This window comes from Mycobacterium sp. pUA109 (genome assembly GCF_041287095.1).
Classification (GTDB): Bacteria; Actinomycetota; Actinomycetes; order Mycobacteriales; family Mycobacteriaceae; genus Mycobacterium.
In genome coordinates this window covers 1-13,484 of sequence record NZ_JBGGKS010000017.1, presented here as the reverse complement: position 1 = coordinate 13,484, position 13,484 = coordinate 1, and the positions used below count along the sequence as shown (strand labels likewise).

The following is a 13,484-nucleotide window of genomic DNA, read 5'->3' as shown; positions in this document are numbered from 1 at the left end:
ATGCCGCACGCTAAAGAGCCCGCCTTGGTGCGCAAATTGCTGATGACGCTGGCCGGTTGGTCACACCTCGGCCTTCCGCTGATATGCCAAAGGGCAATTCGGGTGAGACGGGCACCGGCGTTGAGCGTCGCCGTGCTCACCCCCCTGGTCCTGGTCGGTGCGGGCGGCGCAGCTCCGGTCCCCATACTGCCTGTGCGCGACGCAGCCGTTGCCCCGGCGGCTGCCATGGTCGGTAACCGTGACCCGTCCGGCCTGTCGGTAGTCACGATCCAGCGTCCGCCGGCCAGCGTGCATATCGGGTCTGCATCCCCGTCGGCTCCACCTCCGCCGGTGATGGTCATGAACCACGTTGGAGCCCTGGGCATCCCGGCCATGGCGTTGTCCGCGTACCGCAACGCCGAGCAGCTGATGGCGGCCTCCGACCCCGGTTGTGGGATCAGCTGGAACCTGCTGGCCGGGATCGGTCGCATCGAGTCGATGCACGCCAACGGTGGTGCCACCAACACACGCGGCACCGCCGTCCGGCCGATCTACGGCCCGCCGCTAGACGGTACGTTGCCTGGCAACGAGACCATCGTCCAAAGCAGAGCTGGCGGTCAGATCACCTACGCCCGTGCCATGGGACCGATGCAGTTCCTTCCCGGCACCTGGGCGCGCTATGCCTCCGACGGGGACGGCGACGGCAACACAGATCCGCAAAACCTGTACGACGCCGCGCTGGGTGCTGCCCGGTACCTGTGTAGTGGCGGGCTGGACTTACGGGACCAGTCGCAGGCTCTGTCCGCAGTGCTGCGCTACAACAATTCGATGCCGTATGCCCGCAACGTGTTGGGCTGGGCAGCGGCCTATGCCACAGGCGTGGTGCCAATCGATCTGCCCCCGATAAGCGGGCTCGCTCCGCCACTCGGCGACATTCACTTGGAGAATCCGGAGGGGCTCGGTCCAGGGCTGCCGCTCAACATGCACGGACTGCCATCCACCGATCCGCTGGCGCAGATGCCGCTGATCGACGTCGGACCGCCTGACGCCGTCGATCGACCGCCGGCCCCGGGGCCCGGTTGCACGGACTGCGTCCAACAACAGGACCCCCTGCCCCCGCCAGCAGGCGCCCAGGCTTAACAGCTCGCGCCAAAGCCACTGAGTCTCATGGGCTTGACTGACCGATGCGTCCTTCCGATCCGCTCGGCGATCACCGTCGCCGGCATCCACGGATATGCCCGCAACAACTCCCGTCTGCAGCTCGACGGCGTGGACTTTCGACACGCGAGCCGGCCGCTGAACTTGGGCGGCCCCGCCAGCTGCCAGCGCTCGCCGCACCGTATTGCGGCCCGCCCCCAGCGTTCGCCTTGATCGGCATAATTCATTCCGACCGCCACAACCACCAGATCTCTGCCCAATCCTCCACCGACATCGCATCCTCAGCGCCAATGAAGGGGATCCAAATTGGACCGACACCCAGCGGTCAATCTTCACCCGGGGCCGACACGGATCTCGGCCCAACCCGCCACTGTGATTACTCTTCCAATCGGACGCTGCCGGCAGCCCACCTTTCGACCGGAACTGACAGAAAGACTTAACGGTTTGCTCTACTTTCTGATACCGTCATCTGCGTGGGTCGTTACGTCCATCGCCGGGGAAAGCGGACAGCAAAACGCCTGTACCGCACCGCGACAGTTGTTGGTGTAGGCATTCTGGCGCTGAGTAGCGCAGCAGCGGCTCAGGCCGACCCGGACCCAGCGGGCGCAGGGCCCAATCCTTATCCAGATATCCGGTTTTACGACGACGTCGACGCCGGCAGTTACGCCCTTCCCGGCGGGGTGTGGTTCGTGTCCCCGACGGGACAGAATTGCGGGATCTGGCGCCGGGGTAGCTTCGGCTGCGCTGGCGATATCCCCGGAGCCCCACCAGGAGTCAGCCACCTTGGCTGGATCGACGGAGACCGGGCAATGCACTACGACTGGACAGTAGCGGCACGGTTCCCGAATACCCAAGCGGAACGGCCGCTACCAGCGCACAGTCGTATTACGCACGAAGGGACAACTTGTGCAGCGACGGTGGATAACAGGACCTATTGCGAGCGCGGTCCGCTTCGTTTCGTGATTGAGCCCACCAAAACCTGGCTATCGGCGCCTTGGACGGATCAGAGCTGGGTGACGCTGGGGCCCGCAGCGTGTAACCCGCCAGACACCGGCGGCCCATGCTACAGCTAGTCACGCACTAATAGTGAAAGTTGGTGCACAAAGCGGACACCGGCCGCCGGTCTAGGTCTAGGTCTAGGTCTAGGTGCGGGATCATCGGCTACCCAGCAGGGCACTGCCGGTAGCCGATGATGGTGGCGGCCATCATCGGAACTTGCCATCACTGATGCGGACCGCGCGACGTCAGCGTCGTGGACACGCTCGCCCGACGAGCGATCCGCCCATTCGTCTGGACCACGAAACCGGCCCGCACCCATAAACTCGCGGCACTAGTCACGAGTTTAGGTAATGCGCGGGGTGATCCCGTAACAGGTGGCGTTCCCAACGTCTAAAGTATTTTGGCAGAGCAGTTTACCCTGGTAGATGATGCGTACACTCACCCACTTGGCCGGCCCAGCGACCGGACGCCAATCCGCCCGGACCTGACTGCCATCTGGTGGCGGTTTGCGTACCGCATGAACCATGACGTCCGCGCGCCATGGAAGCATCACACCCTCCTGCGCTACCCGCCCGGTCGAATCCTCATATTCAATATTCGCCATTCCGATGTCTTCGGAAACCACCTCATACGTCACGAGTTCGTCGGCCGAAGCGGTAGATGCGTTTACGAGTGCTGCTATGCAGACTGTTACGCAGGCGATCATCACTTCTATGACCCGCAGCATGCGGCCTCCTATAGCGGCTACGACGATAGATTCAGCTGTGACGGCCGACCGGGTGCGGCCGGGCCCACCAGCGGCTACCACCGGTTCTCGTGCACGCAGACGATCCGGCGGAGATATGTTCCGCCGCGTCCCACTCTCGCCGGTCATATCGTTGCCAGGACGACCGTGGCGAGGCTGAAACCGTGCTCCACATTGTGAATCATGCTGACACCGAAAGTGTTCAAGGAGCAGTCCCCGAATGGGGGGGCGCCTAACTCCTCCAAAGGCTTGAACACACCCACGCCCTTGTGTAAGACCTTGCCGACGCCCGGGGTAATCCCTTCCAATACCACGCCATGGATGGCGTCCTTGTCGCTGTTGTGGCCAGCGCCTTGAAGCGACAAAGCCGCGGTCGCACTGCTACCAAGATCCTTCAGAATAGGCAGCGAGTCCGTCGGCCCGTCGGCTGGCACGTTCTTCGTTCTGTGGCTTACAAAGTCGTCGGTTGAACGATTCACGATCTCCGCGGCGTGTTCGACCATGGGGTCGTATCGAAGCGGCTGACATTGCGTCTTGGCCCGCTCCGAAACCACCGTGTCCTTGAGATTCGGATCAGCCTCGGCGGCAGCCGGCGGCGTGAACAGGACGCCGGCGGCTGCGACAGCAGCCACCGCCATGACTGCATTGCCGACTCTCGGTGTGCAGCATCGACCACCCGGAGATGCAGCGCCAGTGTCGGCGTAGGTTCTCAGCACCTATCCCTCCTCATCCAAATTTCTTCTGCCCACTACGCGTCTGTACGCCGATGCTCACTTGCAGACACGGGACCGATTGATCCTGCTGCCCCAATGCAACACTTCCTGGAACGATGGGCCGGTAAACCAGGTCGGCTGACGGGCCCTAATGCCATTACCGAGGTTGTACAGATGCTGGTACAGGCGGTAGAAGGCCTGACCCTGGTAGATCGGGAAGTACATGTCTCCCGCGTGGTCATAGGCCTGGGTAAGCGATTCAGCACGTGGAGCGAGGAAGTCCACCGACTGGTCAATATTCGCCGTCACTGCGTCAACCCGCTCCTGCACACCATCGGCGTCCCATTGGCCGTTCCTGCGCATCAAACTGTTATTCAATCTCTCGATCTGGAACCTCAGATCGGAGTATTGCTCATTGAACCACTGGCACATTTCGCGTTCGGCGTTGATATCCGTCTCGGTAACTTGGCCTCGAGTCTGATCAAACGGGAATGGAAACTTCGGCTGCCAGTTGCTGGCAGTCGGTATCACCACCGGCAGCCGCGGCGCCACCTCATCGCGTCCGGGCGGATCCAGCGGATCGGCCCCTGCACGACCGACCAGGACCGTCCCAGAGACCACGATCAAGGCGCACAGCATCATCACGGCAGGGCCTCGGGAAGAAATGCTCCTCTTTACCAACGCTCGTCCAGTTGAGATACGCATACCCCACCCTCCGCAACAGTTATCGTCAGCCGGGCAGGGGATAGCTGCCCGGCTGACGCCTCCGAAATCCACTCACCCATCACCGCCGCACTTTCGCCGACACCGAATACTCCATCCTCTAACCGCTTCTCGCTATCTTGGGCCAGGAGTTGCGCCGATCCCGCCGACATCGCTGATCTGCCAGTCTTTGTTGCTGTCAATTGTCAGGCTGTACGTGGCAGTGGACTGTAGCCCTTCCGGGGCTTGCACCGTCTTGGTCAGCACACTGACGAACGCATCGACGATATAGATGCCGCCGGTATCTGAGCGTACTTTCGCCGCCAATGGCCGCGCCGTCGAAGTCCATTGAAGCGGAGCGAGGATCTGCTCCATATCGTTAGCCGCCTTGCTCAGCTTTTCCTTCAGCTCGGGAGAAGTCCCCTTGACCAACTCGACCTTCCAGCCATTGAGGTCCTGATAGTTCATCTGCGCGGCACGCACGGCATAGTCAAGCGCGATTTCCTCGGCACGCTTGTCGTTGCCGGCCTCGCGGGCTTGTGCATCCAATTTGCTGTGTGCACCGATATACAACCACGCCAGCACGCCGATAGCACCAACTAAAACACAAATCACCGCGGACAATATCAATCCGCGCACCGAAATCGACACACGCCGGCGGGCCTTCTGGACCGGCGACTCCGGACTGGACGCCTCGGACTCGACCGCCTTGGAGTCCTCCTCGGTTGCCTTCGAGTCCTCCTCGATCCGCTCGTCATCGCTCGAATCAGACCCGACCGGCGGCCCAGACCCAGACGCTTCGGCAGATGTCTTCGAGTCCCTGGTGCTCATCTCGGTCTTCTCGTCATCAGTAACCTCAGATGACGTCTTCTTGGTTCCGTTATCAGTCACGGTCACGGGTTCCCCTTACAATTTCGATGGTGACCCGGCCTAACGGTCGGGAATGGTGACATGCAGTTCAATCGCACCATCCTCTGGGATGTGCTGTAGTACGTTGGATAGGATCTGCGCACTGTCGAAATTCATAAGGGCTCCCCCGATACCTTGGAAATGCGGCAGCAGCGCTTCCGTGATCACCTTGAGGTCGGGGCCCCTCGAGTCCAAGAAGTTCTGAACCCTGTCGAGGAAATCTCCGAACAGCTGCATGTCTCTCGGGTTATTCCAGTGAATGGTGTGCATCATGCCCTGATAGGTTCCCGCGATACCCAATCCCGCGTACCAGGTCGGTGACACCGAGTCAGCGAGCTTGGGCCCAACCCAGCCCGCGTTCTGCAGGAGCGTCTGGAAATTACCCACTACTTCCTGTCCCCGTCCCTGCATGCCCATCACCTGCGCCCGGAGCAGCATGCTCGACCGGGCCAGGTTAGGCAGCACCTGCGCGGGAGCCGGCAGGGCTGCGTCGGCCTCACTCAGGATTCGCTTGAGTTCTTCGGGGTCGAGTTGGTTGAGCACTCGGACGACAGCTGTTGCCAGCTGCGAAATCGAGGGCGGCACCTTTATCGACTCCGTTGCGATGCGCTGACCGTCCTTCAACATCGGCCCCCCGCTCGTACGTGGCATCAGTCCGATGAACGCCTCGCCGAGCGCGGATAAATTGTCCAGCCGCACCTCAGAGTCGACGGGAATGTGGCGGTCGCCCTCAACATAGAAGTCGATGGTAGCGTCGCTGACCGTAGACTTGATGTTGGTCACTTTGCCCACGGCCACACCGCGTAGCAGCACATTTGAACCGACAACAAGCCCCTTTATGTCGGGCACTGCCATGGAAAGATTGGTTCGTTTAGCGGGCAGCCCGGTCCGCACACCGAACGACGCAATAATGCTGACCGCAACGACAATAATCGCACCGAGCATAGCGAATGACAGCAGGTTCCGTATTCTCATGGCGTTGCTCCGAGCATCCGTAATACATCTTGAACATTGCCCAACAGTTCCCGTCCATCAGGTCCGACCACTGATGTGATGTTTATCGCCGGGTACTTGTCCACAGGGAGGAAGAAGTCCGTGAGCAACCTTTGCCATGCAGGCGCCTCCTTCTCGAACGCCCATTTGCTCTTCTGTAGGGCCTCCGTTGTAGCGCCGAGCGACTCCAGAAGTGGCACCAACCAGAAACCACCACTGTAGATCGAGCCGATAGATGGAAGCACGGTCGCCACATACCATGCGGTCTGTGTTGAACGGTCCCATCCCTGCATACCGTCCGGTGACCAAAAGTACTCATATTTAGGAATATTTCTGTACATCACATCGGCTGTTCCGGATACGCCGTCAAGCCATTTGTCGACCGTGTCGATGTTGTCGCTTAGATCCGAGAGGTCTCCCGCAACACGCTTCACCAGATTCGGGAGCTCGCCAGTAGTTCGTGACGGCGTCACCCTGTTGATCCCGATTATTGTGTTCTGGGCGCGCTGTATGGACCCGCTGCCAACAAAATTCGCCATGTTGGCGATCGTGTCTTCAAGTTGGGGAGGAGAGGTTGTTTGCGCCAACGGAATTCGCCCATTCGGCCTCAACGATGGGGCCGTCTCCCCCGGCTTGGCGCTCTCGAGTGCTACATACGTGTCGCCGAGCACGGTGGCCTGCTGCATCGTCGCGCGAACGTTCGACGGCACCACCACCTCGGAACCAATCCGCAATGTGACGTCAACATGATCGCTCTTGAGGTCGATGTTGGTAACCGTACCGACGACGGTGCCATCCTCCACGACCTTTGCTCGGTCGGGCAGGTTGAGGACGTTGGCGAATTCCACAACGATGTCGTAGCCGCTGCGATAGCTCCGACCCGGCTGCGGCAACGAGTTCACGGTGATCGACGCACACGATGAGAGCAGCATGGCACCAGCTACCGCAGCGGCGACAACCGCGCATCCCCGGCGGCTCATTGGTTCGCCGCCTGGGTGAGTACGTACTGCAGTAGCGCGACATCGACTGCGAACGGCTGACCGTTCACATCGGCGCAGCTGCCGGGCGACGCTGCGTTCATCATGCCGCAGAGCGCGAGCCCGTTGTGTGTTGGGATTCGATACAACGGAGGCCGGTAGGCGAGGTTGAAGGTGTGGAAATCACGCCTGTTGAAATGGTTAGCTACCGTGTTGATCCACCACGGCGCGACGACGAACAGATCCGACAAGGCGTTGATGTGGGGGGTTACCTTTCTAATGGTGGCACTTGTGTGATCGAGCAATATCTGCGTCGGCTCGCCTAACCTGGATTCCAGAATAGCTACCAGCTCGGCCAGCGGTCCGAGCGTTCCAACTCCGCCGCCCGGCCCGGCGAGCCCCGCGGTACCGTTCACAGCCTGTCCGGCGTTTTGAATTGCCACGGGCGAATCCTGCAGGATCTCCTTGAGAGGGTCCCGAAGTTCGACAAGCGTCGCAGTCAGCTCGGCGGTGTTACGGACGATCGATCCGATCTCGCTGATCGCCTGGTCGGGACTATCAAGCATCGATGACGTTCTGGTCAGAAGCTGGTTGACTCCTGCCCCATTATTGTGCACCAGCTGATCGACTCCGCGAACGGTATCATCGATATTCGTTGACCCATCGGGGTTAATCGAGTTAATAAAGTTGTACGCCGATCCAACAACTTCGGATATGGTTTTGGGCGAAAAGGAGTGGTCGAGGGAAATACAGCTACCGCCGTCCAGGCGCGCGCCCCCACTGTAATTGCCGACCAGTTCCAACGCACGGTCAGCAAGGATCGACGGTGATCGGATGACCGCCTTGACATCATGCGGAAGTGGCCGGCCCTCGGCCACAGAGAAGTCAACCCGGACCTGGGTGGGATTGGCGTCGATGGACGTTACCTTGCCGATTTGGTACCCCATCTGGGTGACCGGGTTACCCACATACAATCCGACAGTGTCCGGCAGGATGGCACAATATGCGGCGTCCTCCCGCGAACTCGATCCGCTGCACGAAGCCGTCATCGCGATGATTGCCGCGGCCGTGGCCATAGCAATAGCGATGCGGAATATCCGACGAACTATTACCGCGGCCATCAGCACGGACTTTCCGGCATCGGGATGCACAGATCGGTGGCGAGCAGTTCCGGTGGCGCGTTCTGGGCATCAAGGACGCGCTCGATCTTATTTCTGATCCGGCGCAATCTGGGTACGATTCTGCTGTTGTTGTCTACCCATCTGGTAATCCTGTCCTGCCAATCGCGTACCTTCTCGATAAATTCCTCTCGATTGTTGACCCAAAATTCACCGAGCGGCCGGAGGAACATATCACCGATGTCACCCATACCCATGAGCGCACCGCCAAAACCCTTACCGTATAAAACCAATGTCTGCTCCAAAATGGAGAGCTTGGCGACGAGTCGTTTGAGCTCTCCGCTGAAATCACGCAGGGATTCGATATATTCGTCAGAAAGATCGAGGATCGACGAGATCTGACCCCGCTGTTTCTCTATGGTGCTCGTGAGGGTGTTTCCAGCATTGATGACTGCGGAAAGCGTATCTACGTTTGTACCGGTAAGCCCTTGCTGGAGTTGGTCCAGTGATTCACGAATCGGCTTGGGGCTGACGCGGTCCGTGATCTTCGTCGCATCGGTTAGGGCACGCATAAGGCTGTAGGGCATCGTCACGCGTTCCATCGGAATGGAATTTTTCCCTAATGATTTGTTGCCCAGTGACACGAGATTCACATAATAACCGCCGACCACCGTGAGCATGCGCACCTGAACCTGCGATTGGTCACCGACAAACACGTCGTCGTCCACCGTAGTACGGACCTTTACCCGGTTCGGCTCGATCGCCAAGTCCTTTACCTTGCCAACTGTGATTCCGGCAATCCGCACGGTGTCACCTGGACGAACCGCCGCCGCGTCATCGGTGTAGAAGACAACCGTCCTTTGGCCCGGAGGGCTGATATAGACCGCGGCGGCGGTGATCGCCAGCAACACCACCATCACAAGCGCGCCCACCCCCCACAACGTTGAGCTGCCCAGCGCTTTTATTGATTGCATAAGATCACTCTCTGGCCATTCAGCAGTACATCCAAGGAGTCGGGTAGTTGGGCGCGCCCCCGCGAACAAGGTTGTGGCACGTCCGGCGACGAGGGCGGAGGGATGTTGTCCCACATGACAGGTATCAACTTCTCGACGTCGCGAATATAGTCGTCGAAGACGGTAACTGCGCGGTCGAGCCCCTCTGCGATATCACCGCCCGAGGAATCGACGATATCGATCCTTCCGTCGGGTTTTTGCACGATTTTATGGTTCTCGCCGAGTGGGAATCCTACGTTCTCAAGGACTCGGATGGCATCCGCTGTGAATCCGGGCCCGTAAAGCTCAGACTTGCGGAATTCGTCGATTACGCTGATCGCGGCGTCTACGGGCCGGTTCAGTAAGTCCAGCACCCGAACAAAATCCTTGGAATGCCCCCCGAACACTTCAGCCACGGCATTGAGATTGCGCATCAGGGTCGCGATAACCTGCTGGCGGTTGGATGCGAATTCGGTCAACTTCCGGATGCTATCGAGCATCGGCCCGAGCCCGCCCTCACCGGACAGATAGGTCGCGGCGTTCTCCGTAAAGATGTCGATATCTTCGGGGCTTAAAGTAGCGATCACGGGCTGCAGGCCGTTGAATAGCGTGGTTATGTCGAACGACGGCTGCGTCATGCTGGCCGGGATATGCGTCATAATACTCGCTGCAGGAGCGGTTTCGGATGAATCGACAACGTCGACGTAACGCAACCCGGTGAGCGCCTGGTATTTGATAGCGAGCCGCGTCGCGGACACGACTGCGTAGTGCTTGTCGAGACTGAAGTCCACCACCGCAATGCTCTGTCCGGCTTTGCGCTGAAGCGCGAGCGATTTGACCTTCCCAACGCGCACCCCCCGAACCCTTACGTCTGCGTCGATGTGCAGGCCTGACGCGTCAGTGAATTCGGCGGTATATGAGCGCGTCTCGGCCGCAATTGGCTGTCTAAGCACATTCACCAGCACGATAAACACGACGAGCGCAGCGACCGCAGCAGCCGCAAAGCGCCACAACGCGGCTTTAGGTTTCATTACGGGCCCCCCATCGCACTGACTGGAGCTGCCACACCGGGCAGATTGTCGAGCACGATCTGCACCTGTACCGCGCGCTGTTCGGGTGATCCACCATATAGCTTTTCAAATCGTGTACGCAATTCTACTAGGTCCGAAGCGACATTTTCTGGCGTTATTAGGCCCGGCACCACATCGGTCAGGGTTTGGACCAAGTTAACGGCAGGAATGAGGTCGTTGGGGTGCGATGACAATAGTTTGCCCAGTGCGCCGAAAAACTTGACGGCGAGTAGGTCGAGTGTCTCCATAGACCGCTTGTCCCAATACTCCTGACTTTGGCGCTGACCGACAGTAGCAGCAACGTCAACATAGTCCTGGCCGGGAAGAGCGCCATCGGCGTCTTGCAGGAACGTGACGAAGCCAGAATTATGGTTGAACTGATACCCCGCATCAGTCACCGCGTCGAGAATCGGCGGGAACGCCACGCTGACGCCCGTTGTATTCCTCAGGAGCTGCTCGGTACTCACCGTCTGCACCTTGGCGACCGCATCGGCCGCGATCAGCATTGTCTCGATCAGCGGATTGAGCCCGTCTGTGTACCGCGTGGCTCTATCGATCACCTGAACCAATTGCGGCGTCACCACCCCACCGGTGATTTCACCGAGGCGATAAAGCAATGCTTGCAGCGTGTAGTTGCCCTTTGGCACTGTGCCGATTCGTGTGCCATCTCGAAGTGGTTGGCCGCCCGTGCCGGGAATCAGGTTGATGCCGGTGACACCGAAGTAATTGGAGGGCCGAAAGTCGACACCCAACGAGTCGGTTAGACCCGCGATAGGGCCCGGTTGCAAGTCAGCCTTGAGCCGAACACCGCCACTGGCCTGGCTTGAGACGGCAGTGACCTCCCCCACCTTGACCCCGTGCATCGTCATCGCAGTGCCCGTGGTGACACCCTCGCCTAGATACGGCAGGTCCATAACGATGGAAATGCGGTCAGCCCCGCGACCACCGAATGGGTTGATGACAATCAGCCCCCACGCCCCGACCAGGCACAACGCGAGGACCACACCGATGATGGTCAGCCGACGCGCCTCGGCTTCCGCCGACATCCGGAATAACAACGTTGCTCACCTAGCCCTTGAACTCGAAACTTGGCGTCCAACCCCAGATCATGACGGTCGTCATGATGTCCAGGACCATGATCACGACAAGGCTTGCACGGATAGCGCGCCCAGAAGCCTGACCGACACCAACAGGGCCGCCCGACGCAAAATAGCCGTAGTAGCAATGAATCAACGTAGCGGCGGTGCAGTAAACTACGGCCTTAAGCAGAGAATATCCGATATCCGTCGGCGAGAGGAACTGAACAAAGTAGTGATCGTATGTTCCGCCTGGCTGGTGGTACGACAGGCCAATCACAGCGTAGGACGTAAAGAAAGCCACTATCAGCTCGAGCAGAAACCCCGGCACCACACACAGCATTCCGCCAACGAGGCGAGTACCCACGACGAACGGTATTGCTCGGAGCCCCATTGCCTCGGTAGCGTCGATCTCTTCGGCGATCCGCATGGAGCCGATCTCGGCAGTCATCCGACAGCCAGCCTGAGACGCGAATGCGACTCCGGTCACCAACGGCGCCATTTCACGAACGTTTCCCCATCCACCAATGATTCCGGACAGCGCTCCCAGCCCAATCAGATCGAGGGTCGCATAGGCCTCGATAGCGACCATGGCGCCGATCGTGACGCCTAAGATCGTCAAGACACTGATCACGCCACCGTCGACGACGAGTGATCCCCGCCCCCACGCCAGACTATTCATCACCCTCAGAGTTTCCCGCCCGTACCGGCGGACGGTTACCGGCAATAACCACAGGGTCTGTGCAATAAACGCCGCCCACTGACCGGCAGTGGTGAACGGCTTTTGGAGAGATCCGATCGGTATCAGGCGCAGGTTGAGATACTTTGATGGTGCCGCATGGAGATTTTTCGATGACAGTGCCACTATGCCACCGCCATCGGGAAGAACATCGTCTCCAATTGGGTGATCGCGAGATTCACGGTCACAATACAGACGACGTTGAGCACGACCGATGCGTTCACTGCATCTGCCACACCTCGCGGGCCACCCTTGGCCTCCATACCGCGCAGCGAGGAAATCACTGCGACAAATCCAGCAAAGCTAACGGTTTTGATCATCGCAAACCAAACGTCAACGATCTTCGCGAATGCCCCGAATGACAGCCAGAAGCTTCCTGGAGTGACGTCATTAACGGTCACCGAGATTATAAAGGCCGCCAGGACTCCTGATGCGATGACAATGGTGCAAAGAATCGGCGCAATGAGCACAAGCGCTAGAAACCGCGGCACGACCAGACGCCGCACTGGGTCGATTCCCAGCGTCCGTAACGCATCGAGCTCCTCACGGATGGCCCTTGCCCCGAAATCTGAGGCGATCGCCGAGGCCGCGGCGCCCCCCATCAACAGGCCCGCGGTCATTGGTGCACCCTGCCGAACGACGCCGACCCCGATTGCCGACCCGATGAGCGAGTTGGCTCCCACCTCGTTGACGAGGCCCGAGACCTGAACGGCGATCATCGCCCCGAAGGGAATCGCCATCAGCACCGCCGGCACCGCGGTGACTTTGAGCAAGCTCCAAGCTTGGACGATAAGCTCGCCGACCGGTAGCCGCAACGTGAGTGTGTCGGTCACGGCGTAGCGCAGAACCTCGGCCGCCATGAGAACGGCGCGCCCCGTTGTCGCAACACTGCGCGCAGGAATGCCGCCAACCTGCGACGCCGTCTTAGTGACGCTGGCGCGGAGCGGAGTCAATGCCGCGGAGCGACGATCGCTCCCGGCGCTGCCGGGCTCGCGAAGGCCAACCGTGCTTGTCGCTGCCTGACCCGCTTCGCGCGTGGTCTCCGTTGGCATAAAACGCTCAACCTTCCCCTAGTCGACCAGGGTGTTCTAACTGTGCTTCGGCTCACAGCTCCCGTGGTTCCTGTCGAAAGGTACACCATGCCTACCGCATTTTTGAATAGGATCTCAAAAAATTTCTGCCAGCCGGGCGGCGGCTGGCTGGCGGATGGAGAGCCAGGCGTAGCCGTACCGTCAGGGTCTGCTGCATGAACAGGTGACATCTGAGTTGGCTTGCCCCGTGGGGTGGGCTGGAAGGATGTCAGCATGGCAAGGC

13 protein-coding genes and 1 pseudogene are annotated in these 13,484 nt (G+C 59.8%); 2 read left to right on the top strand and 12 right to left on the bottom strand.

Annotated elements, in window-relative coordinates; translation table 11 throughout:
- Nucleotides 1–42 precede the first annotated feature (42 nt).
- Nucleotides 43–1,110, top strand: a pseudogene (locus tag ACAG26_RS19100) (lytic transglycosylase domain-containing protein); the annotation flags it as partial.
- A 578-nt stretch (nucleotides 1,111–1,688) separates the two neighbouring features.
- Nucleotides 1,689–2,210, top strand: a complete 522-nt coding sequence (locus tag ACAG26_RS19095; RefSeq protein ID WP_083341623.1) for a hypothetical protein — start codon at nucleotides 1,689–1,691, stop codon at nucleotides 2,208–2,210.
- Between the two features lie 269 nt (nucleotides 2,211–2,479).
- Here the strand turns inward: ACAG26_RS19095 and ACAG26_RS19090 are convergent, their stop codons facing one another.
- The 12 genes from ACAG26_RS19090 to ACAG26_RS19035 form a co-directional block, all read right to left on the bottom strand.
- Entirely contained in the window at nucleotides 2,480–2,863 is a 384-nt protein-coding gene (locus ACAG26_RS19090; RefSeq protein ID WP_370484639.1) for a hypothetical protein, read from the bottom strand.
- Nucleotides 2,864–3,006: 143 nt separating this feature from the next.
- Nucleotides 3,007–3,519, bottom strand: a complete 513-nt coding sequence (locus ACAG26_RS19085; RefSeq protein ID WP_370484756.1) for a hypothetical protein — start codon at nucleotides 3,517–3,519, stop codon at nucleotides 3,007–3,009.
- Nucleotides 3,520–3,651: 132 nt separating this feature from the next.
- Entirely contained in the window at nucleotides 3,652–4,233 is a 582-nt protein-coding gene (locus tag ACAG26_RS19080; protein ID WP_370484755.1) for a hypothetical protein, read from the bottom strand.
- Nucleotides 4,234–4,431: 198 nt separating this feature from the next.
- On the bottom strand, nucleotides 4,432–5,193 hold the full coding sequence (locus tag ACAG26_RS19075; protein WP_370484638.1) for a hypothetical protein: 762 nt from the start codon (nucleotides 5,191–5,193) through the stop codon (nucleotides 4,432–4,434).
- Nucleotides 5,194–5,226: 33 nt separating this feature from the next.
- Complete coding sequence (locus tag ACAG26_RS19070; RefSeq protein ID WP_370484637.1) at nucleotides 5,227–6,180, bottom strand: MlaD family protein; 954 nt, start codon at nucleotides 6,178–6,180, stop codon at nucleotides 5,227–5,229.
- Nucleotides 6,177–7,178 carry an MlaD family protein gene (locus ACAG26_RS19065; protein WP_370484636.1) on the bottom strand — a complete coding sequence of 334 codons (1,002 nt, stop codon included), beginning with the start codon at nucleotides 7,176–7,178 and terminating at the stop codon, nucleotides 6,177–6,179. Before ACAG26_RS19065 ends, ACAG26_RS19070 begins: the two co-directional genes overlap by 4 nt.
- The gene (locus tag ACAG26_RS19060; RefSeq protein WP_370484635.1) at nucleotides 7,175–8,296 is read right to left on the bottom strand and encodes an MlaD family protein; all 1,122 of its coding nucleotides are present in this window, start codon (nucleotides 8,294–8,296) and stop codon (nucleotides 7,175–7,177) included. The genes ACAG26_RS19065 and ACAG26_RS19060 overlap by 4 nt, the downstream gene beginning before the upstream one ends.
- Nucleotides 8,296–9,267 carry an MlaD family protein gene (locus ACAG26_RS19055; RefSeq protein WP_370484634.1) on the bottom strand — a complete coding sequence of 324 codons (972 nt, stop codon included), beginning with the start codon at nucleotides 9,265–9,267 and terminating at the stop codon, nucleotides 8,296–8,298. The genes ACAG26_RS19060 and ACAG26_RS19055 overlap by 1 nt, the downstream gene beginning before the upstream one ends.
- On the bottom strand, nucleotides 9,255–10,316 hold the full coding sequence (locus ACAG26_RS19050) for an MlaD family protein (RefSeq protein ID WP_370484633.1): 1,062 nt from the start codon (nucleotides 10,314–10,316) through the stop codon (nucleotides 9,255–9,257). The genes ACAG26_RS19055 and ACAG26_RS19050 overlap by 13 nt, the downstream gene beginning before the upstream one ends.
- Nucleotides 10,316–11,401: an MlaD family protein gene (locus ACAG26_RS19045; protein ID WP_370484632.1), complete on the bottom strand. Its 1,086-nt coding sequence runs from the start codon at nucleotides 11,399–11,401 to the stop codon at nucleotides 10,316–10,318. Before ACAG26_RS19045 ends, ACAG26_RS19050 begins: the two co-directional genes overlap by 1 nt.
- Before the next feature lie 22 nt (nucleotides 11,402–11,423).
- Nucleotides 11,424–12,230 (bottom strand): ABC transporter permease, encoded by an 807-nt coding sequence (locus ACAG26_RS19040; protein ID WP_370484754.1) that lies wholly within the window; start codon nucleotides 12,228–12,230, stop codon nucleotides 11,424–11,426.
- A gap of 65 nt (nucleotides 12,231–12,295) precedes the next feature.
- Nucleotides 12,296–13,222, bottom strand: a complete 927-nt coding sequence (locus ACAG26_RS19035; RefSeq protein WP_370484631.1) for an MlaE family ABC transporter permease — start codon at nucleotides 13,220–13,222, stop codon at nucleotides 12,296–12,298.
- Nucleotides 13,223–13,484 lie beyond the last annotated feature (262 nt).